General features: G+C 64.8%; 20 protein-coding genes. 17 read left to right on the top strand and 3 right to left on the bottom strand.

Annotation, left to right across the window (positions count from 1 at the left end; translation table 11 throughout):
* Positions 1-44: 44 nt before the first annotated feature.
* Complete coding sequence (locus tag AC1D1Y_RS13570; RefSeq protein ID WP_477682788.1) at positions 45-1007, bottom strand: tripartite tricarboxylate transporter substrate binding protein; 963 nt, start codon at positions 1005-1007, stop codon at positions 45-47.
* A gap of 73 nt (positions 1008-1080) precedes the next feature.
* Positions 1081-1824 carry a FadR/GntR family transcriptional regulator gene (locus tag AC1D1Y_RS13565; protein ID WP_477682787.1) on the bottom strand — a complete coding sequence of 248 codons (744 nt, stop codon included), beginning with the start codon at positions 1822-1824 and terminating at the stop codon, positions 1081-1083.
* Positions 1825-1948: 124 nt separating this feature from the next.
* On the opposite strand from AC1D1Y_RS13565, the gene AC1D1Y_RS13560 reads away from it, so the two are divergent.
* The 13 genes from AC1D1Y_RS13560 (at position 1949) to AC1D1Y_RS13500 (ending at position 15565) form a co-directional block, all read left to right on the top strand.
* Positions 1949-2683 carry an SDR family oxidoreductase gene (locus AC1D1Y_RS13560; protein WP_477682786.1) on the top strand — a complete coding sequence of 245 codons (735 nt, stop codon included), beginning with the start codon at positions 1949-1951 and terminating at the stop codon, positions 2681-2683.
* On the top strand, positions 2680-3426 hold the full coding sequence (locus AC1D1Y_RS13555) for an SDR family NAD(P)-dependent oxidoreductase (protein ID WP_477682785.1): 747 nt from the start codon (positions 2680-2682) through the stop codon (positions 3424-3426). The genes AC1D1Y_RS13560 and AC1D1Y_RS13555 overlap by 4 nt, the downstream gene beginning before the upstream one ends.
* A gap of 176 nt (positions 3427-3602) precedes the next feature.
* Complete coding sequence (locus tag AC1D1Y_RS13550) at positions 3603-4454, top strand: fumarylacetoacetate hydrolase family protein (protein ID WP_477682784.1); 852 nt, start codon at positions 3603-3605, stop codon at positions 4452-4454.
* A gap of 273 nt (positions 4455-4727) precedes the next feature.
* Positions 4728-5468: a TetR/AcrR family transcriptional regulator gene (locus AC1D1Y_RS13545; protein ID WP_477682783.1), complete on the top strand. Its 741-nt coding sequence runs from the start codon at positions 4728-4730 to the stop codon at positions 5466-5468.
* A gap of 19 nt (positions 5469-5487) precedes the next feature.
* The gene (locus AC1D1Y_RS13540) at positions 5488-7284 is read left to right on the top strand and encodes an acyl-CoA dehydrogenase C-terminal domain-containing protein (RefSeq protein ID WP_477682782.1); all 1797 of its coding nucleotides are present in this window, start codon (positions 5488-5490) and stop codon (positions 7282-7284) included.
* Positions 7285-7313: 29 nt separating this feature from the next.
* On the top strand, positions 7314-7748 hold the full coding sequence (locus tag AC1D1Y_RS13535) for a DUF2147 domain-containing protein (protein ID WP_477682781.1): 435 nt from the start codon (positions 7314-7316) through the stop codon (positions 7746-7748).
* Positions 7749-7772: 24 nt separating this feature from the next.
* Positions 7773-8657, top strand: a complete 885-nt coding sequence (locus tag AC1D1Y_RS13530; protein WP_477682780.1) for an alpha/beta hydrolase — start codon at positions 7773-7775, stop codon at positions 8655-8657.
* 2 nt (positions 8658-8659) lie between these two features.
* Positions 8660-11074 carry a 3-hydroxyacyl-CoA dehydrogenase/enoyl-CoA hydratase family protein gene (locus tag AC1D1Y_RS13525; RefSeq protein ID WP_477682779.1) on the top strand — a complete coding sequence of 805 codons (2415 nt, stop codon included), beginning with the start codon at positions 8660-8662 and terminating at the stop codon, positions 11072-11074.
* Complete coding sequence (locus AC1D1Y_RS13520) at positions 11074-11580, top strand: DUF4442 domain-containing protein (RefSeq protein WP_477682778.1); 507 nt, start codon at positions 11074-11076, stop codon at positions 11578-11580. Before AC1D1Y_RS13525 ends, AC1D1Y_RS13520 begins: the two co-directional genes overlap by 1 nt.
* Positions 11581-11603: 23 nt before the next feature.
* Positions 11604-12803 carry an acetyl-CoA C-acyltransferase gene (locus tag AC1D1Y_RS13515; RefSeq protein WP_477682777.1) on the top strand — a complete coding sequence of 400 codons (1200 nt, stop codon included), beginning with the start codon at positions 11604-11606 and terminating at the stop codon, positions 12801-12803.
* Between the two features lie 197 nt (positions 12804-13000).
* A complete protein-coding gene (locus AC1D1Y_RS13510) occupies positions 13001-13879 on the top strand; it encodes an alpha/beta hydrolase family protein (protein WP_477682776.1) in 879 nt (292 codons plus the stop codon).
* 28 nt (positions 13880-13907) lie between these two features.
* Positions 13908-14732, top strand: coding sequence for an acyl-CoA thioesterase (locus AC1D1Y_RS13505; protein ID WP_477682775.1), 825 nt, complete (start codon positions 13908-13910; stop codon positions 14730-14732).
* 35 nt (positions 14733-14767) lie between these two features.
* Positions 14768-15565: an enoyl-CoA hydratase gene (locus tag AC1D1Y_RS13500; protein ID WP_477682774.1), complete on the top strand. Its 798-nt coding sequence runs from the start codon at positions 14768-14770 to the stop codon at positions 15563-15565.
* Positions 15566-15667: 102 nt separating this feature from the next.
* Here the strand turns inward: AC1D1Y_RS13500 and AC1D1Y_RS13495 are convergent, their stop codons facing one another.
* The gene (locus AC1D1Y_RS13495) at positions 15668-16684 is read right to left on the bottom strand and encodes a LysR substrate-binding domain-containing protein (protein WP_477682773.1); all 1017 of its coding nucleotides are present in this window, start codon (positions 16682-16684) and stop codon (positions 15668-15670) included.
* Between the two features lie 135 nt (positions 16685-16819).
* Here AC1D1Y_RS13495 and AC1D1Y_RS13490 point away from each other — a divergent pair, with 135 nt between their 5' ends.
* The 4 genes from AC1D1Y_RS13490 (at position 16820) to AC1D1Y_RS13475 (ending at position 21537) form a co-directional block, all read left to right on the top strand.
* Positions 16820-17836, top strand: a complete 1017-nt coding sequence (locus AC1D1Y_RS13490; protein ID WP_477682772.1) for a tripartite tricarboxylate transporter substrate binding protein — start codon at positions 16820-16822, stop codon at positions 17834-17836.
* 20 nt (positions 17837-17856) lie between these two features.
* The gene (locus tag AC1D1Y_RS13485) at positions 17857-19422 is read left to right on the top strand and encodes a UxaA family hydrolase (protein ID WP_477682771.1); all 1566 of its coding nucleotides are present in this window, start codon (positions 17857-17859) and stop codon (positions 19420-19422) included.
* A gap of 149 nt (positions 19423-19571) precedes the next feature.
* Positions 19572-20573, top strand: a complete 1002-nt coding sequence (locus tag AC1D1Y_RS13480; protein ID WP_477682770.1) for a Bug family tripartite tricarboxylate transporter substrate binding protein — start codon at positions 19572-19574, stop codon at positions 20571-20573.
* Positions 20574-20577: 4 nt separating this feature from the next.
* Positions 20578-21537, top strand: a complete 960-nt coding sequence (locus AC1D1Y_RS13475; RefSeq protein ID WP_477682769.1) for an NAD(P)-dependent oxidoreductase — start codon at positions 20578-20580, stop codon at positions 21535-21537.
* Positions 21538-21570: the final 33 nt, after the last annotated feature.

Here is a 21570-nt window from a genome sequence, read left to right as displayed (position 1 = left end):
CCGTGCGCGCCAGCGCGCACGCCGTGAAGCCGGGGTCTGTTGCCTCAGTTCTTCAGGTTGAGCTTGGTCACGAGTTGCTTGAAGGTGTCGTTGTCGCGCACCATCTGCGCCTTGAAGGCGGGGCCGTCGGCATAGGCGTAGCCCAGGTTGAGCTTGTCCATGACCTCGCGCATGATGGGTTCGTCGGCGGCTTTCTTGCTGAAGGCCCGGATGGTTTCCACGACTTCCGGCGGCGTGCCCTTGACCACGCCCAGGCCGCGCCAGGTGCCAATGGACAGGTCTATCTTGCGTTCTTTCATCGTCGGCACGTTCTCGAAACCCTTGACGCGCTGGTCGGCCATCACGCCGAGGATCTTCAGCTTGCCGGCGGCCACGTGCACCGCGACTTCGGCCGGGCTCACGCCCACGGCGTCCACATGGCCGCCCAGCAGGGCCAGCACGGCAGGGCCCGCGCCCTGGAAGGGGATGTGGTTGAACTTCGCGCCGGTTTTTTCTTCCAGCGAGGCGGCGGCCAGGTGCCAGATCGAGCCGTTGCCGGCGTTGCCGACTTTCACGTCGCTGCCGGTCTTTTTGGCGGCGGCCAGGAAGTCTTCAATCGTGTTGTAGGGCGAATCCGCGCGCACCGTGATGGCGGCCGGGTCGGCGTTGAGGCGGGCGATCGGGATGAAGTCGTCCTGCGTGATCTTGGTGATGCCCATGTGCGGCAGTATGGTCACCTCGACGAAGAGCATGGCAATCTTGTAGCCGTCGGGCTTGGCGTTCACCACGTCGGCCAGGCCGATGGCGCCGCTGGCGCCCGGCTTGTTATAGACCACCAGCGATTGTGTGGTGTATTTTTTGGCCGCCTCGGCGTAGGCGCGTGCCAGCGAGTCGGTGCCGCCGCCCGGCTGGAAGGCCACCATCACTTCAATCGGTTTGTTGGGGTAAGGCTGGGCCCAGGCGCCGCCGCAGAGGCCGGTAAGCAGCAGGGCCGCGGCCAGCCGTTGGGTGCGGGTCAGGAAGTTCATGCTTTGTCTCGCTTTCTTTCTTATCGATCAAGTTGCTGTTGAGGGGAAATCTCCGGGTGCGGGATGCTTCTTCTTATTTCTTGGGCGCTTTTGCTTGCTTGGTGGTCCGGCGCCAGCTCACGCTGAAGCGCTTGTGCGACTGGTCCATGTGTTCGTGCATGGCCGCGCGCGCGGCGTCGGGATTGTGGTTGCGCACCGCCTCAAAAATCGCCTCGTGCTCCGCGATCGCCGAACGCCAGGAATCCACGGTCTCAAAATGGCCGCCCAGGCGCTCGAACAGCGGGCCGCGCCGCGAGTCCCAGAAGCGCTGTATGGTTTCAATCAGCACCACGTTGCCGCAGGACTCGACGATGGCGCTGTGAAAGGCGCGGTCGCCATTCAGCGGCAGCACGCCGCGGTCGGCATCAAGCTTCATGCTGGCAATGGCCTTGTCCATGGCATCGATATGTTTGCGTTTGGCCTGGGTGGCGGCCATGGCGGCGACCTCGCCTTCGACCACGCGGCGGGCGCGTATCAATTCCAGCGGGCCCCATTCATCGGGCGGGATCTGCTCGGCCCGGCTGTTGCCGGGGCTGGGCGCCTTGCTGCGGTCCAGCACGTAGACGCCGGAGCCGGTGCGTACCTCGACCCAGCCCTCGACTTCCATTGCGATCAGCGCCTCGCGCACCGAAGGCCGGCTCACGCCCAGCTGCCGCGCCAGGTCGCGCTCGGCCGGCAGGCGCGCGCCCACGGCCCATTCGCCGGCGGAGATCAGCGTGCGCAACTGCTCGGCGATCTGGCGGTACAGGCGTTGCGGTTCGACGGTCTGCAGGGGCATGGGTGGAAAAAGCGGAGGGGAGGGGCGGCTTAAGGGTTAGCCAGAATTGGACAAGTGGTCAGACCAATTGATAATCCCATGAAACCCCCGGGCCAACATCCGGCAAAACCCTGTAGGAGCACTGATGAGACTTGAAGGAAAAAAAGCACTGGTCACCGCGGCGGGCCAGGGCATTGGGCGCGCCAGCGCGCTGGCGCTGGCGGCCGAAGGCGCGCAGGTCTGGGCCACCGACCTGAACCCCCAACTGCTGGAAAGCTACCAGGGCGTGGCCAACGTCACCGCGCTGCCGCTGAATGTGCTCGACAAGGCCGCCATCCACAAGCTGGTGGGCGGCCTGCCGGCGCTGGACGTGCTGTTCAATTGCGCGGGTTTTGTGCACGGCGGCACGGCGCTTCAGGCCACCGACGAAGACCTCGAGTTCGCCTTCCAGCTCAATGTGCGCGCGCAGTTCTGGATGATCCAGGCCGTGCTGCCGAAAATGCAGGCTAAAAAAGGCGGCAGCATCATCAACATGGCCAGCGTCTGCAGCAGCATCAAGGGCCTGCCCAACCGTTTTATCTATGGCACGACCAAGGCCGCGGTGATAGGCCTCACCAAAAGCGTCGCGGCCGACTTTGTGGCCGACGGCGTGCGCTGCAATGCGATCTGCCCCGGCACCGTCGACACGCCCTCGCTGCAGGACCGCATCAACGCCAATGCCGACCCGGTGGAGGCGCGCAAGGCCTTTGTCGCGCGCCAGCCGCTGGGGCGTTTGGCCCAGGCGCATGAAATCGCGCCGCTGGTGGTGTTCCTGGCCAGCGATGAAGCCGCCTTTGTGACCGGCCAGGCCTACAACATCGACGGCGGCATCACCATATGAACCAGCTCGACCTGAAGGGGCGGCATGCCGTCGTGACAGGTGGTGCGGTCGGCCTCGGCTTTGCGGTTGCGCAGCGCATGCTGGCCTCGGGCGGCACGGTCACCTTGTGGGACATCAATCCCGAAGCGCTGGCCAAGGCCAAAGAGGCGCTGGGTGCGGGTGTGCACACCGTGGCCGTCGATGTCAGCAGCCATGCCAGCGTGGTGGAAGCGGTCAAACAGACGGTTGCCCACAACCCGGCCATTGATGCCCTGGTCAACTCGGCCGGCATCACCGGCCCCAACGTCAAGCTCTGGGACTATCCGCCCGAGCAGTGGATGCAGGTGCAGCAGGTCAACCTCAACGGGTTGTTCTTCTGCTGCCGCGAAGTCGTGCCGCACATGCGCGCGCGCAACTACGGGCGCATCGTCAACATCGCCTCGGTCGCCGGTAAGGAGGGCAACCCGAATGCCAGCGCCTACAGCGCCAGCAAGGCCGCGGTGATCGCCCTGACAAAATCCCTGGGCAAGGAACTCGCCGACACTGGCGTGCGCGTCAACTGCGTCACGCCGGCCGCCGTCAAGACGCCGATTTTTGAGCAGATGACGCCGGAGTTCATACAGTTCATGCTTTCTAAAATCCCCATGGGCCGCTTCGGCACGCCCGATGAGGTGGCCGCCATGGTCAGCTGGCTTTGCACCGAAGATTGTTCTTTCTCAACAGGCGCCGTGTTTGACCTATCCGGCGGCCGCTCCACCTATTGATGTAATGTCCATAAATCCGATGATTGGGCGCATGGCGGCGTTGCGCGGTGCTCGGAATCCTCATGCACCCAAGTGCATTCCGGTTCCTGCGCTCCGTGCGCCTTGCCCTGCATCCCAAGCATCGAATTTCTGAACACTACATCGCTTCACTTGTTATCTCATCAAAAGGAAAAACCATGAAACTCGTTCGTTATGGCAACCCCGGCAAGGAAAAGCCCGGCCTCATCGATGCCAATGGCAAGCTGCGCGACCTCAGCGGCGTCATCAAGGACATCGGCCCTGAGCAACTCGGCGACGCCGCGCTGGCCAAGCTGGCCAAGCTCAAGACCGACAAGCTGCCGCTGGTCAAGGGCTCGCCGCGCTACGGCAGTCCAGTCACCGGCACGCGCAAGTTCATCGCCATCGGCCTGAACTATGCCGACCATGCCGCCGAATCGGGCTTGCCGATTCCGGCCGAGCCCGTCGTCTTCATGAAGGCCACCAGCTGCATCCAGGGCCCCAACGACCCCATCATGCTGCCCAAGAATTCGGTCAAGACCGACTGGGAAGTCGAGCTCGGCGTGATCATCGGCAAGCAGGCCCGCTACGTTTCGCAAAAAGAAGCGCTCAACCACGTGGCCGGCTACTGCACCATCAACGACGTCAGCGAACGCGAATTCCAGATCGAACGCGGCGGCACCTGGGACAAGGGCAAGGGTTGCGACACCTTCGGCCCCCTGGGCCCCTGGCTGGTCACGCGCGATGAAGTGCCGAATCCGCAGAAGCTGTCGATGTGGCTGGAAGTCAACGGCAAGCGCGTGCAGAACGGCAGCACCAAGACCATGATCTTCAGCGTCGCGAAAATCGTCAGCTACGTGAGCCAGTTCATGACGCTGGAACCCGGCGACGTCATCACCACCGGCACGCCGCCCGGCGTCGGCCTGGGCATGAAACCGCCGGTCTTCCTGAAGAAGGGCGACACCATGTCGCTAGGGATTGAGGGGCTGGGTGAGCAGCACCAGACCGTGGTGCCGTTCAAGCTTAAATAGAGCCCCCACGCTCCCCCACTGCGTGTGGGTCGCTGCCCCCCGAGGGGGCCGCTGCGCCTGCGGCCTGGCAAAGCCAGTTCCGCGGCCCCTGCTTGTTTGAAGAGTTCGGGGTAGCAACAACCAATGGGTACCAATCACCGTGGAAGGGGGCTGGGTTTACCCTATCCACGGTTAGAACTGGGTCCCTATAAGCGGGCACCCAACAACCCCGGCTTGCCCATGGTCATCAAAGTGTTGCAAAATAGAACGACCGTTCGTTTTATTTTGTAGCCCATGCCCGTCACAGAACTCCCCGCCAAAGCCTCCCGCACAGCTGTTGCGGGCAGCGCCATGGCCAAAAGCCAGCAAAAAGGCCAGCAGACCAAGGCGGCCATTGTGGATGCGGCCCTGGGCCTGGCGACGCAGATCGGCCTCGAAGGCCTGAGCATAGGCGCGCTGGCCGAGGTCATGCGCATGAGCAAATCCGGCGTGTTTGCCCATTTCGGCTCACGCGAGGAACTGCAGATCTCGGTGATCCGTGAATACCACGTGCGTTTCGAGGAAGAAGTCTTCTTCCCGGCGCTGCAGCAGCCGCGCGGCCTGCCGCGCCTGGCAGCCCTGTTCCACAACTGGATGAAACGCACCTCGCTCGAAATCGATTCGGGCTGCCTGTACATCAGCGGCGCCGTCGAGTTCGACGACAGGCCGGGCCCGGTGCGCGACGCACTCGCGGGTTCGGTGCGCACCTGGCTGGCCGCCATGTACCGTGCCGTGGTGCAGGCCAAGGAGGCCGGCCACCTGCGGCCCGACGCCGACGAGCACCAGATGGCTTTTGAGATCCACGGCCTGATCTTGGCGCTGCATTACGAAGCCCGCTTCCTGAAGACGCCGGGCTCCATGGACCGCGCCAACACGGGTTTCGCCAACATCCTGGGGCGTTACGGCGCTGACGCCGCCGCGCCTTCCATTCCGTCCACCTCTTCCGCTTCGCCCAAAAAAGTTTCGGGCAAAGCTTCCCCTTCCAAACTGGTTTAACGCTAAAGGACCCACCCACATGCCACAGTACAGCCCGCCCCTGCGCGACATGCAATTCGTCATGCACGAAGTGCTCAAGGTCACCGACGAATTCAAGGCCATTCCCAAGCACGCGGACGTCGACGTCGACACCATCAACGCGGTGCTCGAAGAAGCCGGCAAGTTCGCCGCCGAAGTGACCTTTCCGCTGAACATCAGCGGCGACGAAGAAGGCTGCAAGCTCGACAAGACCACGCACGAAGTCACGCCACCCAAGGGCTTCAAGGAAGCCTATGCGCAGTACGTCGAAGGCGGCTGGGCCGCGTTGAGCTGCGACCCAGAATACGGCGGCCAGGGCCTGCCCTTTGTGCTGAACCAGTGCCTGTATGAAATGCTGAACTCGGCCAACCAGGCCTGGACCATGTACCCGGGCCTCTCGCACGGCGCTTATGAGGCCCTGCATGCCCACGGCACCGACGAGCAGAAAAAGCTCTACCTGCCCAAGCTCACCAGCGGTGAATGGACCGGCACCATGTGCCTGACCGAGCCGCATTGCGGCACCGACCTGGGCCTGCTGCGCACCAAGGCCGAACCGCAGCCTGACGGCACTTACCGCCTGACCGGCAACAAGATTTTCATCAGCGCCGGTGAGCACGACATGGCCGCCAACATCGTGCACCTGGTGCTGGCCCGCCTGCCGGACGCGCCCCAGGGCAGCAAGGGCATCAGCCTGTTCGCCGTGCCCAAGTTCAACATCGGCAAGGACGGCGCCCTCGGTTCGCGCAACGGCATCTACTGTGGCGGCCTGGAGCACAAGATGGGCATCCATGGCAACGCCACAGCGCAGATGGTGCTCGAAGACGCCGTCGGCACCATGGTGGGCGCGTCCAACAAGGGCCTGGCCGCGATGTTCGTGATGATGAATGCCGCCCGCCTGGGCGTGGGCAACCAGTCGCTGGGCCTGACCGAAGTGGCTTTCCAGAACGCGTTGGCCTACGCCAAGGACCGGATCCAGATGCGCTCGCTGTCCGGCGTCAAGGCCAAGGACAAGCCTGCCGACCCCATCATCGTGCACCCCGACGTGCGCAAGATGCTGCTGACGGCCAAGGCCTACGCCGAAGGCGGCCGCGCGCTGGCGATCTACTGCACGCTGCTGCTCGACAAGGAGCTGAACCACCCTGACGAAAAAGTGCGCAAGGACTCCGGCGAAATCGTCGCCCTGCTCACGCCCATCGTGAAGGCCTTCCTGACCGACAACGGCCACATCGCCACCAACGCCTGCATGCAGGTCTTCGGCGGCCACGGCTTCATCAAGGAATGGGGCATGGAGCAGTTCGTGCGCGACAACCGCATCAACATGATTTACGAAGGCACCAACACCATCCAGTCGCTGGACCTGCTGGGCCGCAAGGTGCTGGGCAACAACGGCGCCACGCTGAAAAAATTCGGCAAGGTGATTGGCGCGCTGATCGCCGAGGAAGGCGTCAACGAGAAGATGGCCGAGTTCATTAACCCGCTGGCCTACCTGGCCGACCAGATGACCAAGTTCACCACCGAGCTGGGCTTCAAGGGCTTCCAGAACCCCGACGAAGTGGGCGCCGCCGCCGTCGACTACCTGCGCGTGGCCGGCCACCTGGTGTTCGGCTACTTCTGGGCGCTCATGGCACAAACTGCGCTGCGCGAGATCGCTGCGGGCAATACCGACAAGTTCTATGTGGCCAAGCTGCAGACCGCGCGCTTTTACTTCGCCAAACTGTTCCCCGAAACCGCGACGCTGATGCGCACGGCACGCTCGGGCAGCAAGGCGCTGATGGAAACCGACGAAGCGCTGGCTTGATTTTTTTGATCAGGACAAGGGGAGACACCATGAAACACCCATTGCTCGCATTGACCCTGGGCCTGATGGCCATTCCGGCGCTGGCCCAGAACACGCCGGTCGGCCTGTGGCGCGGCTTTGACGAAAAAACCGGCGAGCCCAAATTCGAGGTCCGCATCGTTGAGAGCGGCGGCGTGTTGAACGGCAAGGTCGAAAAGCGGCTGTCTCCCGGCGTCAAGCCGGACGATGTCTGCACCGAATGCACCGACGACCGCAAGGACAAGCCGCGGCTGGGCCTGGAGATCATCCGCGGCGCGAAGAAGTCGCCCGACGCCGACGTCTGGGAAGGCGGCAAGATCCTGGATCCGGAAAACGGCAAGAGCTACAACCTCAAGATGACCCCGGTTGAGGGCGGCAAGAAGATGGACGTGCGCGGCTCTTTTGGTCCTTTCGGCCGCACCCAGACCTGGACGCGTCTGCAATGAACGCAACGCACATGAGGGCCAGTCATGGGTGAAGCGATTTCCCGTTTGTGGTCCCGGCCCTTTGGCGCCGGTGGCAGCACCCCGCCGGCCGCACGCCGCTGGTACGGCCACCATCTGCTCAAGAAGCCGTTTTTCGGCCGTTTCATGAAACCCTGGCGCTGGCCGGCGGACGTGCCGCAAGAAGGCTGGGAACGGGTGCGTATCGACAGCCGCAGCAGCAGCCGGCTCGAAGCCATCGTGGCGCGCACGCCGCTGGCCCCGCGCGGTGTCGTGGTGTGCGCCCACCCCATGGGTTTTGCCTGCAAGGGTTTCTGGTTGCGCCACGGCCACGCCCAGGCGCTGCTCGATGCGGGCTTTCATGTGGTGGCTTTCGACTTCAACGGCTTCGGTGAAAGCCCGTCGACCAATTTCGATTTTCCCGGTGACGCGATGTCGGTGGGTCTCTGGGCGCGCGCCGCGTTCGCGGGCCTGCCGGTGCATGCGCTGACGGCGTCTTTCGGCGCCATCAACACTTTGAGCGCCATCGCCGAGGCGGATTTCCCTTACGACAAAGTGGTGGCCGAAGGCTGCCCGCCCACGCTGCCCGATTTCTGGAAAGCTTACCCTTTTGCCCATGCGGTGCTCAATATCAGCCGGCGCATCAGCCCACAAGGCGAGCTGCACCTGCGGCCCGTCCACCACCTTGCCAATATGCGCGACGTGGACGTGCTGCTGATCCACAGCCGGGCCGACCGCTGGACGCCGGTGCATTTCGGCGATGCGCTGCAGCAGGCCGCCTCGAGGCCCGAGCGCATCCAGCGCGTGATCCTCGACAAGGCCGACCATACCCACGGCATGCGCGACGAGCCGCAGCGCTACTGGAACGCGGTGCTCGAATTTTTCAACCAGTCATCTCCCACAAGGTCCTAACCATGTCACGATTCCAAGTCAAAAAAGTCGCCGTGCTCGGCGCCGGCGTCATGGGCGCGCAGATCGCCGCCCACCTGGCCAACGTCAAGGTTCCGGTCATCCTGTTTGATCTTCCCGCCAAGGAAGGCCCGAAGAACGGCATCGTCATCAAGGCGGTCGAAGGCCTCAAGAAGCTCAAGCCTGCCCCGCTGGGCGTGCCCGAAGACGCGGCACTGATCCAGCAGGCCAACTATGAAGAAAACATGGAGCTGCTGCGCGAATGCGACCTCGTCATCGAGGCCATCGCCGAGCGCATGGACTGGAAGACCGACCTGTACCACAAGATCGCGCCCTTCATCGCCGAAGGCGCCATCGTCGCCAGCAACACTTCGGGCCTGTCCATCACCAAGCTCAGCGAGGCGCTGCCTGAATCCATCAAGCCGTGCTTCTGTGGCATCCACTTCTTCAACCCGCCGCGCTACATGACGCTGGTCGAGCTGATCAACACGCCGACCACCGAACCCAAGGTGCTGGACGACCTCGAGGCATTCGTCACCAGCGCGCTGGGCAAGGGCGTGATACGCGCCCACGACACGCCCAACTTCATCGCCAACCGCGTCGGCATCGCCAGCATGCTGGCCACCATCAAGGAAGCCGAAGCCTTCAAGCTCAGCTACGACGTGGTCGACGACCTGACCGGCAAGAAGCTGGGCCGCGCGAGTTCGGGCACCTTCCGCACCGCCGACGTGGTGGGCCTGGACACCATGGCCCACGTCATCAAGACGCTGCAGGACAACCTCGGCCCCGGCAAGGTTGAAGACCCGTTCTCCGACATCTACGGCACGCCGCCCGTGCTGGCAAAGCTGCTCGAATCCAAAAGCCTGGGCCAGAAGACCGGCGCCGGTTTTTACAAAAAGCAGGGCCGCGACATCCTGCGCCTGGACCCGGAAAGCATGGAATACGTGCCGGCCGGCGCCAAGGCCAATGAGGTCGTGGGCCGCATGCTCAAGAAGCCCGCGGGCGAACGCCTGAAGCTCTTGCGCGAGGCCGAGGGCGCCGAAGCGCGTTTCCTCTGGGCCATCCTGCGCGACCAGTTCCACTACGCCGCCGTGCACCTGGAAAGCATTGCCGAAACCGCGCGCGACATCGATTTCGCGATGCGCTGGGGCTTTGGCTCCAAGCAGGGCCCCTTCGAACTCTGGCAACAGGCTGGCTGGAAACAGGTCGCCACCTGGATCCAGGAAGACATTGATGCCGGCAAGGCGCTGTCCAAGGCGCCGCTGCCCGAGTGGGTGTTCAAGGGCCCGGTGGCAGAGGCCGGCGGCGTGCACACCGAGCAAGGCTCGTGGAGCGCTTCCGCGAAGAAATTCATCCCGCGCCGCAAGCTGCCGGTCTATGAGCGCCAGTTCTTCCCCGAAGACGTGCTGGGCTCGAAAGCGCCGGCCTTTGAAACGGCGGGCACCACCTTGCATGAAGACGACGCGATACGCCTCTGGACGCTGGGCGGTACGAACGACGACGTGCTGATCGCCAGCATCAAGACCAAGATGCACGCCATCAGCCCCGACGTGGCCGAAGGCCTCGCCATGGGTGTCGACCTGGCCGAGAAAAGCTACAAGGGCATGGTCATCTGGTCCAACGACGAGATGTTCTCGGCCGGCGCGGATTTGCAAGCCATGCTGCCCGCCTTCATGATGGGCGGCGCCAAGGCGATTGAAGGCGCGGAAGCCGAACTGCAGAACGTGATGCTCAAGCTGCGCTACGCGGCCGTGCCCGTGGTGTCGGCCATCCGCGGTATCGCGCTGGGCGGTGGCTGCGAAATGGCGGTGTATTCGGCCAAACGTGTCGCCGCGATGGAAAGCTACATCGGCCTGGTTGAAGTTGGCGTGGGCCTGGTGCCCGGTGCCGGCGGCCTGACCTACATCGCGCGCCGCGCCGCGGAGAACGCCGGTACCTCCACCAACAAGGACATCCTGCCCTTCCTGACCGAAGGCTTCACCGCCGCCGCCATGGCCAAGGTCGGCACCAGCGCCATTGAAAGCCGCAAGATCGGCTACCTGCTCGACAGCGACGTGATCGTGCCGAACAAAGACGAACTGCTCTTCGTCGCGCTCAACGAGGCGCGCGCGCTGTTCAACTCGGGCTACCGCGCGCCGCACAAGCGCCAGTTCCCGGTGGTCGGCCGCAACGGTTGGGCCACCATCAAGGGCCAGCTGGTCAATATGCGCGACGGCGGCTTTATCAGCGCGCACGACTTCCACATCGCCGGCCTGATCGCGGGTGTGGTCTGCGGCGGCGACGTGGATGCCGGCACCTTGGTGACGGAAGAGTATTTGATGACGCTGGAGCGCAAGGCCTTCTGCTCATTGCTCGAACACCCCAAGACCCAGGAGCGGATCATGGGAATGATGAGCACGGGCAAGCCCGTTCGTAACTGATGTCTGACCACAAGCCCAACCGCCTGGAGCGGCAGCTGGAACGGCTCACTGAAGTGCCGGCCTTTGCGCGCCCCTGGTTCCGCAACGTGGTGCTGCGCCGCGCCGTTCCTTTCACCGGCACCGCAGGCCTGGAGTTCATCGAGATGACGACGGGCCGGGTCGAGATCGGCATCAGGAACGAGAAGAAGGTGCAAAACCACATAGGCGGCGTGCATGCCTCGGCCATGAACCTGCTGGCGGAAACCGCCACCGGCATGGTGGTGGGCATGAACGTGCGCGACGACTGCATCCCGCTGGCCAAGGAATTGAAGATGGCGTTCAAGAAGCGCGCCACCGGTGCCCTGCGCGCCGTGGCCACGCTGAGCGACGAACAGCGCGCGGCCATGCGGGCCAGCGACAAGGGTGAAGTCACCGTACCGGTCACCGTGACCGATGAAGCCGGCGTGAACCCGGTGGAATGCGAATTTGTCTGGGCCTGGATTCCCTCCGGCCCGCGGAAAAGTTAACCGAGAAATTGAAGGAAACCATCATGGCCAAACAAGTCCAGGAAGCCTACATCGTCGCCGCCACGCGCACGCCCATAGGGCGCTCGCACAGGGGCTATTTCCGCAACACGCGGCCCGACGACCTGCTGGTCAAGGCGCTGCAGGCCGCGCTGGCGCAAGTGCCTTCGCTGGACCCGAAGGCGATTGAAGACATTATTTGCGGCTGCGCGATTCCCGAGGGCCCGCAGGGCCTGAACGTGGCGCGCATAGGCGCGGTGCTGGCCGGCCTGCCGACCAGCGTGGGCGGTATCACCGTCAACCGTTTTTGCGCTTCGGGCCTGTCGGCCATCCAGATGGCGGCCGACCGCATCCGTGTGGGTGAGGCCGACGTGATGGTCGCCGCCGGCACCGAGAGCATGAGCATGGTGCCCATGTCGGGCAACTCGCCTTCGCTGTCGCCCAGCATGTTCATGAACGACGAGAACGTCGGCATCGCCTACGGTATGGGCCTGACGGCCGAGAAGGTGGCCCAGCAGTGGAAGGTCTCGCGCGAGGCGCAAGACCAGTTCGCGCTGGAGTCGCATCTCAAGGCCATCAAGGCCCAGCAGGCCGGCGAATTCAGCAACGAGATCACGCCGGTCGAAGTGACGGATCGCACGGCCAACCTGGAAACCGGTGAAGTGGTTGCCAAGACCCGCACCGTGAGCCTGGACGAGGGCCCACGCCCCGACACCTCGCTCGAAGGCCTGGCCAAGCTCAAGACGGTGTTCGCCGCGCGCGGCTCAGTCACCGCCGGCAACAGCTCGCAGACCTCCGATGGCGCGGGCGCGCTGGTGCTGGCCAGCGAAAAAGCCGTCAAGCAGTTCGGCCTCAAGCCGCTCGCGCGTTTTGTGAGCTACGCCGCCAAGGGCGTGCCGCCTGAAATCATGGGCATAGGCCCCATCGAAGCGATTCCCGCCGCCCTGCGTTACGCCGGCCTCAAGCAGGAAGACATCGACTGGTTTGAATTGAACGAAGCCTTTGCCGCGCAGTCGCTGGCTGTCATCAACACGCTCAAGCTGGATGCCTCCAAGGTCAACCGCATGGGCGGCGCGATTGCGCTGGGCCATCCGTTGGGAGCCACCGGTGCGATCCGGGCGGCGACGGTGATTCATGCATTGCATCGGCACCAGTTGAAGTACGGCATGGTCACGATGTGTGTAGGGATGGGGCAAGGCGCAGCCGGCATCTTCGAGCGCGTGTGAGGGGCTACTGCGCGGGCGATCTGCGGCGTTGGTCCGGTGCTCCCCATCCTCACGTACCTGAAGTACGTTCCGGTGGGTCCGCTCCGTCCGCCTTGCATCTCATCCCGCTCGCTACGCCCTTGAGACCGTTGTGGTTGAGGCCGTCGTGATTGGTTGATTGTGTGAACGGTTATTGCTGATCTTTTCAGGAGACATCCATGCAGATCCAGACTCTCGATACCGGCACGGCGCAGCTCTCGCTGCGGGTTTATGACGCAACCCTGGCTGCCCACACCAGTGTGGTGATAGGCGGGGCCATGGGCGTGCGGCAGCATTACTACGCGCCTTTTGCGCAGTGGCTGTCGAGCCAGGGCTTTCGGGTCACCACTTTTGACTACCGCGGCTCGGGGGATTCGCTGCCGGACTCGGCCAAGGGCGGCCTGCGCGGCTTCAAGGCCGACTTGCTGGATTGGGCCGGCGACTATGAAGCCGTGGTCGATTCGGCTAAGGCGGCTTTGCCGGCTGCTCCGCTCTATCTGCTGGGCCACAGCCTGGGTGCGCAGCTGCCGGGCTTTCTGAAGAACCAGGACAAGATCAACGGCTTGGTCAGCATCGCGGCGGGCAGTGGCTACTGGCGTGACAACGCGCCGCAGCTCAGGCGCATGATTTTGTATTTCTGGTACGTGCTGGTGCCGCTGGCGACGCGGCTCTTCGGTTACTTCCCGGGGCGTACCCTGCGCAAGGTCGGCGACCTGCCGGCCGGCGTGATGATGCAGTGGCGCAAGTGGTGTTTGCACCCGCAGTACAGCGTGGGCGCCGAAGGCGAAAGCGCGCGTCTTAGCTACGGCAAGGTCAGCTTCCCGGTCACGGCGCTGTCCATCACCGATGACGAACTCATGACCTGGCGCGGCACGCAAAACCTGATCAACCTCTATACCAATGCGCCGCGCAGCTTTGAGCGCATCGCGCCGGCCGACCTGCAAGTCAGGCGCATCGGCCATTTCGGTTTCTTCCGCGAGCAGTTCAACAACACCCTGTGGCCGCGCGCCCAGCAGATCATCGAAGGCATGGCCGGCGTCGCCAGGAAGACCGCCTGAACCGCGAAGCTGCTGCACACTTGCCGACATGAGCAATCCCCACTTCTTTGACCAGGCGCTGCGGCTCGAAACCGCCGGCGCCGGCAGGCCCGACACCTGGCTGGGCCACAGCAGTCCCGATTACTGGAACATGGTGGGGCCCTTCGGCGGCACCACCGCAGCCACGGCATTGCGCGCCATCCTGCTGCACCCGGCGCTGCTCGGCGAGCCGGTCGCGCTGACCGTCAACTATGCCGCGGCCATGGCCGAAGGGCCGTTCAGCGTCACGGCCAAACCGGTGCGCACCAACCGCTCGACCCAGCACTGGACGGTGGAGCTGTCACAGGACGGTGACGCCGGCGGCGCCGTGATGACGGCCACGGCCGTGACCGCCGTGCGCCGCGAGACCTGGAGCCTCAATGACACGCCCATGCCCGCGGTGACGCTGGCCGATGCGACGGGCCGGCTGCGCTTTGCCACCTCCGCCTGGACGAACCGCTACGACATGCGGCCGGTGCGCGGCGTGATCCCGCAGGTCTGGGACGGCAGCGGCGTGGACAGCCTGACCCAGCTGTGGGTGCGCGACGATCCGCCGCGCCCGCTGGACTTCCCGGCGCTGGCCGCCATGGCCGACGTGTTCTACCCGCGCGTCTGGCTGCGCCGCGCCACGCGTGTGCCGGCCGGCACGGTCTCGATCACGACTTACTTCCATGCGGACAGCCGGCAGCTCGCGGAATGCGGCGAGGGATTTTTGCTGGGGCAAGCAAAGGCGCAGGCTTTTCGCAACGGCTTTTTCGACCAGAGCGCGCAGCTGTGGAGCGAGGCCGGCGTGTTGCTGGCTACCAGCACGCAGATCGTCTATTACAAGGAATGAAGGCCCCTACACTTGGCGTCTCAACGGAAAACACCATGAACACTCCCACTCCAATTTCCACCGGCAGCATCCCCGAAATCCTGAGTCACATCGACGCCGGCGTGATGACCATCACGCTGAACCGCCTGGACAAGAAAAACTCCATCACCTCCGCCATGTACGGCGCCCTGGCCGACGCGCTCGAATCGGCGAATCATGACGCGGCCGTGCGCGCGGTGGTCATACAGGGCCATGAAACAATTTTTTCGGCCGGCAACGACATTGCCGATTTCCTGAACAAGCCGCCCGCCACCCTGGACTCGCCGGTGTTCCGCTTCCTGCGCGGCATCAGCAGCTTCCCCAAGCCGCTGGTCGCCTCGGTGTGCGGCCCGGCCGTCGGCATAGGCACCACGCTGCTGCTGCACTGCGACCTGGTGTATGCGGGCGACAACGCCGCGTTCTCGATGCCCTTTGTGAACCTGGGCCTGTGCCCCGAGGCGGCGTCCAGCTTCCTGGTGCCGCAGCTCATGGGCTACCCGCGCGCGGCCGAGGCCCTGCTGCTGGGCGAGCCCTTCATGGCCGAAACGGCACTGGAGATAGGCCTGATCAACCGCATCGTGCCGCCCACCGAAGCCAATGCGCTGGCACAAAGGCAGGCGCAAAAACTCGTGGCCAAGCCGCTCAGCGCACTGATGGAAACCAAGCGCCTCATGAAAAAAGGCAATGCCACTCTCGTGGCCGAGCGCATGGCCGAAGAGGGCGCAAGTTTTGGCCGCATGCTGGGTGAGCCGGCTGCGAAAGAGGCGTTTTCGGCGTTCTTGGATAAGCGAAAACCGGATTTCAGCGCAGTCTGAAGTTTGCTGCTTCTTGCCCCTTCCCCCGCTGGGGGAAGGCTGGGATGGGGGCCTCGGCTTTATTTTGAGCCGCGATGATTCGTACGTCGCGAGCCCCCATCCCTACCTTCCCCCAGAGGGGGAAGGCGTCACACGCACTTGCACCGGCCTGCGGTTCTTGCGAACCTTGGCCTGCGGATCGGATTGCCGCGTGGATTCCGCCGTCAGGCGCAGGCAGGCCATCAACTGCTCGCTGCTGGGTGTCAGCCGCCGTCCCCGCACGGTGATGAGTCCGATAGGCGGCAGTTCAATCGGAACCTCGATCGGCAGGACATCCAGCAAGCCTTCCCGCTGGAAGTGCAGGCCGACCGAGCGCGCCAGGAAGCCGGCCGCGTCGCGTTGCTGCACAAAGGTGCTGAGCGCCAGGAAAGACGATGTCTCGATGATGTCGGTGGGCGGATTCAGGCCATGGCGGAAGAAGGTCTGCTCTATCTTCACGCGCAGCGATGCCCAGGGCGGGGGCAGCACGCAGGGTATGCCGGCCAGATCGTTCCAGCCTGGATTTTTCTTGCGCATGAGCGCGTGGCCGTGCTTGACCACGACCACCATGGGTTCGTCGAACAACGCTTCCGTCACCAGGTCGGGAGCGGCATAGCCGGGCTCCAGGCGGCCGACGAACAAGTCCAGTTCGCCCATGCGAAGCCGGGGCAAAAGCCGCGTCAGGTCGCCTTCTTCCACCAGCACCGTCGCCAGGGTTGAGCGCTGCTTGAGCAGTTTGACGGCGCCGGCCAGAAGCACCGGCATGGCCACCACCATGGAACCCACACGCGTGCGTCCCGCCGCACCGCTGGCCACGGCGGAAATTTCGTCGCGGGTGCGCTCGTACTCGGCCAGCACCGAACGGGCAAACCGGACGATGGCTTCGCCGCTGGAGGTCGGCTCGGTGCCGCGGGTGGAGCGGTCAAACAGGGCCAGCCCCAGCATGCTCTCGACTTCGGTCAGCATTTTCGACACGGCGGGCTGGCTGACCGACAGGAATTCGGCGGTTCGGCCCAGGTGGCGGAACTGGTCCAGCGCCACCACCAGTTGCAGGTGGCGCAGCTTGATGTTGGAACGCAGGACACGGTCGATCTGGCTCATGCTTCATGTTAACCCAAAGGCTATGAAGTGATTCCAATAATCGATTAGGTTGTTATGAAGAAGCTGGCAAGAATCGGGGAACAAGAAATGCGGCAAAGCCGCGGCACGACATCCACCCAGAGGCAGACAAACCCCATGACAACTTCCCCCAAGGTTCCCCCTTTTCCTTTCAACGCCAGGCGCCGCAGCCTGCTCATCGGCGGCGCCCTGGCCGGTGCCGGCGCATTGGTAAACCCTTTGCGCGCGCTGGCCCAGGGCTATCCCGAACGGCCCATCACCTTCATCTGCCCCTGGCCCGCGGGCGGCACCGCCGACCAGTCCATGCGCGCCCTGTGCCAGGTCGCCTCGCGCGTGCTGGGCCAGGCAATCGCGGTGGAAAACAAGGCGGGTGCTTCCGGCATGATCGGTACCCGGGCCCTGGCTTCCGCCAAGCCCGACGGCTACACCATCGGCCAGATTCCCATTTCCGTCACGCGCTTTTCGCAGCTGGGCACCCTGCAACTCGATCCGCTCAAGGACCTGACCTATCTGGCCCGCACCTCGGGCCAGACTTTCGGCATGGCCGTCCCCGCGGACTCGCGCTTCAAATCGTTGCAGGAGCTTGTGGCCTTTGCCAAGGCCAATCCCGGCAAGGTGACCTATGCGCACGCGGGCGTCGGCGGCGCCACGCACGTGGGCATGGAAGAGTTCGCGCTTGCCGCCGGCATCCAGTTCAACCATGTCCCCTACAAAGGCGGCGCCGAGGCGCTGCAGGCCGTGCTCGGCGGGCATGTGGACCTGCTGGCCGATTCCAGCTCCTGGGCGCCGCATGTCGAGGCGGGCAAGCTCAGGTTGCTGGCCACCTGGGGTGAACGCCGCGCCTCGCGGTTCAAGGATGCGCCCACGCTCAAGGAACTGGGCTACAACGTCGTGGTGGATGCGCCCAACGGCATAGGCGCACCCAAGGGCCTGGACCCGGCCGTCGCGATGAAGCTGCGCGAGGCCTTCCGTGCGGCCGTGGCCAGCCCCGAGTTCAAGCAGGTGGCCGACAGGATCGATGCGCCGGTGCTTTACCTGGACGGCCCCGACTACGAGAAATACGTCGCCGCCATGTACCAGAAAGAAACCACCCTGATCGACAAGCTCAAGCTCAAGGAGCTGATGAAGAGCTAGGACCTGACCTGAACGGAACCATGACCGCCATTACCACCGCCACCACCGCCTTCACGGCATCCCCTGCCGCCAGCCCCCTGATACGCCTGCACGCCAACGACAACGTACTGGTCGCCAAAACCGCGCTGTCGCTGGGCCAGGAACTGCCCGGGACCGGCGCGCGCGCGCGCGCGCAGGTGCCGGCGGGGCACAAGGTCGCGGCCTGCCGCATCGCGCAGGGCGAGCGCATCCTGAAGTACGACACGGTGATCGGCATGGCCGCCCGCGACATCGAGGCGGGCGACTACGTGCATTCGCACAATATGGCGCTGGTGGACTTTGAGCGCGACCCGGCCTTCGGCCGGGACGTGCGGCCGGTGGACTATGTGCCGGAAGCCGAGCGCGCTACCTTCATGGGTTTTGTGCGTCCGGACGGCCGCGTGGGCACCCGCAATTTCATCGGCATCCTGTCGTCGGTCAATTGCTCCGCCACCGTCATCAAGAACATCGCGGCCCACTTCACGCCGGAGCGGCTGGCGGCCTTCCCCAATGTGGACGGGGTGGCGGCTTTCGCGCAAACCAGCGGCTGCGGCATGTCGTCCCCCAGCGAGCATTTCGACGTGCTGCGCCGCACCCTGGCCGGCTACGCACGCCATCCCAACCTGGCCGGCGTGCTGATCGTCGGTTTGGGCTGCGAGCGCAACCAGGTCTCGTCGCTGGTGGAGTCGCAAGGCCTGGAGACCAGCAAACTCATGCGCACCATGGTGATGCAGGAGGTCGGCGGTACCCGCGCCACGATAGAGGCTGGTATCGCCGCTATTTACGAAATGCTGCCAGAGGCGGACGCCGCCCGGCGTCAGGTCGTTCCTGCCAGCCACTTGAAGATCGGCCTGGAGTGCGGTGGCTCGGACGGTTTTTCCGGCATCACGGCCAACCCGGCGCTGGGCGCGGCCATGGACATCCTGGTGCGCCACGGCGGCACCGCCATCTTGTCGGAGACCCCTGAAATCCACGGCGTCGAATACATGCTGACCCGCCGCGCCGTCACGCCCGAAGTGGGGCAGAAGCTGCTGGACCGGCTGGCCTGGTGGGAAAAATACACGGCAGGCCACAACGCCCAGTTCAACGGCGTGGTCGGGCACGGCAACCACGCGGGCGGGCTGGCCAACATCTTCGAGAAGTCTTTGGGATCGGCCATGAAGGGCGGCACCACGCCGCTGCAGGCGGTCTATGAATATGCAGAGCCGATCACCCAGAACGGTTTTGTCTTCATGGACTCGCCCGGCTACGACCCGGTGGCTTCGACCGGCCAGATCGCCAGCGGCGCCAACCTGATCTGCTTCACCACGGGCCGGGGCTCCATGTTCGGCTCCAAGCCGGCGCCCACGATCAAGCTGGCCAGCAATACACCCATGTTCAAGCGCCTGGAAGAAGACATGGACATCAATTGCGGCGCCATCCTGGACGGCGAGCTGGATGTAGCGCAGATGGGCCGGCGGATTTTTGAGGAGATCCTGCGCCATGCCTCCGGCGAGCCGACCAAGAGCGAGGCGCTGGGCTTGGGCGACCACGAATTCGTGCCCTGGCACCTGGGCATCGTCAGCTAGGGCCTTGAAACAAACGCTGTTGGCGCTTGGCCCGCACACCAGGTATCTCTGCCCGGGCCGGCCCGGGCGATCGGCCCGAAAGGCCCTCAACGCTCTCGACCGCTTGAACCGTTTGAACCGTTTGAAAAATACACAAGGAGACAACGACCATGCCAACTTTTCCTCCCACCATGCGGCGGGCCGCCCGCCGGATACTGCTGCTTGCCGCCCTGGCAGCTTGCGGGCTGAGCCCCGCGGCCAATGCGCAAAGCGACTATCCCAACAAGCCGCTGACCCTGCTGGTGCCTTACCCTGCCGGCGGCGCCAACGATGCCGTGGCACGCCTGGTGGGGCAGAAGATGGGCGAGAACCTCAAGCAGCCGGTCATCATCGACAACCGCCCGGGTGCCGGCACCACCATTGGTACGTCGGCAGCGGCCAAGGCGGCTCCCGACGGCTACACGCTGGTGCTGGGTTCGCTGGCCAGCCACGCGGTCAGTCCTCACCTCTATGCCAAGCCCGGCTATGACGCCATCGCCGACTTCACCCCCGTGGGAACCATCGGTATTGTGCCCATGGTGCTGATCGTCGCCAAAGACTCGCCCTACGCCGACCTGCGCTCGCTGGTCGAAGCCGCACGGCGCCAGCCGAACGCGCTGAACTATGGTTCCGCGGGCAATGGGTCCCCGCTGCATCTGGCGGCCGAGCTGTTCAAGCAAAGCGCGAATATCCAGATCAACCATGTGCCCTACAAAGGCGGCAATGCCCACACCATGGACCTGATGGGCGGCCGGCTCGACATGATCCTGGATACCTTGACCAGCGCCACGCCGCTGATCAAGGGCGGCAAGGTCCGGGCCCTGGCGGTCGCGGCATCCTCCCGGCTGCCCGAGTTGCCGGGTGTCCCCACCTTTTCGGAGGTGGGCTATCCCGGCTTTGAGGTCAATGCCTGGTATGCGCTGTATGCGCCCGCCAGGACCAGCAAAGAAGTCGTCGGCCGCCTCAATGCGTCGCTGGTAGCCGTGCTCAAACAGCCCGACGTCCTGGAGAAATTCGGCAACCTGGGCGTGCGGACCCAGCCCGGCTCGCCGCAAGACCTGGCCCGCTTTACCCAGGACGAATGGAGCCGCTATGGCAAGGTCATTGCCGCCAACGGCATCCGCATAGACTGAAGGCATGGACTCCACTTTTCAGGTTCTCGTCACCGCTGCCTACTGGGCCCCGTCCGCGCAAGACATCGTGCGCGGCGCGGGCGGGCAGATCACCTTTTTACCCGACCCTGTTACCGAAGACGTGCTGGCCGCGCAGCTGGCGGCCACAGGCGCGCAGGCCGTGGTGTTACGGGGCTCCAAGCCCATTTCGGCGCGCGTTCTGGCCGCCGCCCCGGCGTTGAAGATCGTCGCCAAGAACGGGGCGGGCGTGGACAGCGTGGACCTGGCCGCCGCCCGCCAGCACTGCGTGGCCGTCGCCGTGGCGCCCGCCGCCAATGCCGATGCTGTGGCCGAGCACGCGCTGGCGCTCATGCTCGCGCTCACGCGGCAGTTGCCCTTGCTCGACGGCATGGTGCGCGGCGGCCGCTGGGCCGACAGCACCTGGCAAGGGCGTGATTTCCGCGGCGCCGTGGTCGGCATCCTGGGTTACGGCAGCATAGGCCGCAGCACGGCGCGGCTTGCCGCCGCGCTGGGCGCCCGGGTGCTGGTACTGCGCCCCCACGGGCAGGCCGACAGCCATGCGACCGAGCCCGACCTGGACCGCTTTCTGGCGCAGCTCGACATCCTGAGCCTGCATTGCCCGCTGACCGAGCGCACACGCGGCCTGATAGGCCGGCGCGAGCTGTCGCTCATGCGGCGCGGCAGCCTGCTCATCAACACGGCGCGCGGCCCCGTCGTGGACGAAGCGGCGCTGCTGGAGGCCTTGCAATCCGGCCACCTGGAGGGTGCCGGGCTGGACACCTTCGATACCGAGCCCCTGCCGGCCGGCCACCCGCTGCTGGCGCTGCCCAATGTGCTGCTCACGCCGCATGTCGCGGGCGTCACCCGCAACGCGGCGGCGCAAGTGGCCAACATCACCGCGCGTAACATCGTGGACTACCTGGCCACCGGCAGCTTGCCCGCCCATCACCTGGTGACGGGCTGAGCCGGCCCGGCGACTTGCTTTTTCTGGACTCTC

Source organism: Polaromonas sp. P1_G1, assembly GCF_056405595.1.
Note: the sequence above shows the minus strand (reverse complement) of the source record. Positions and strands in the feature narration are given on the sequence as shown.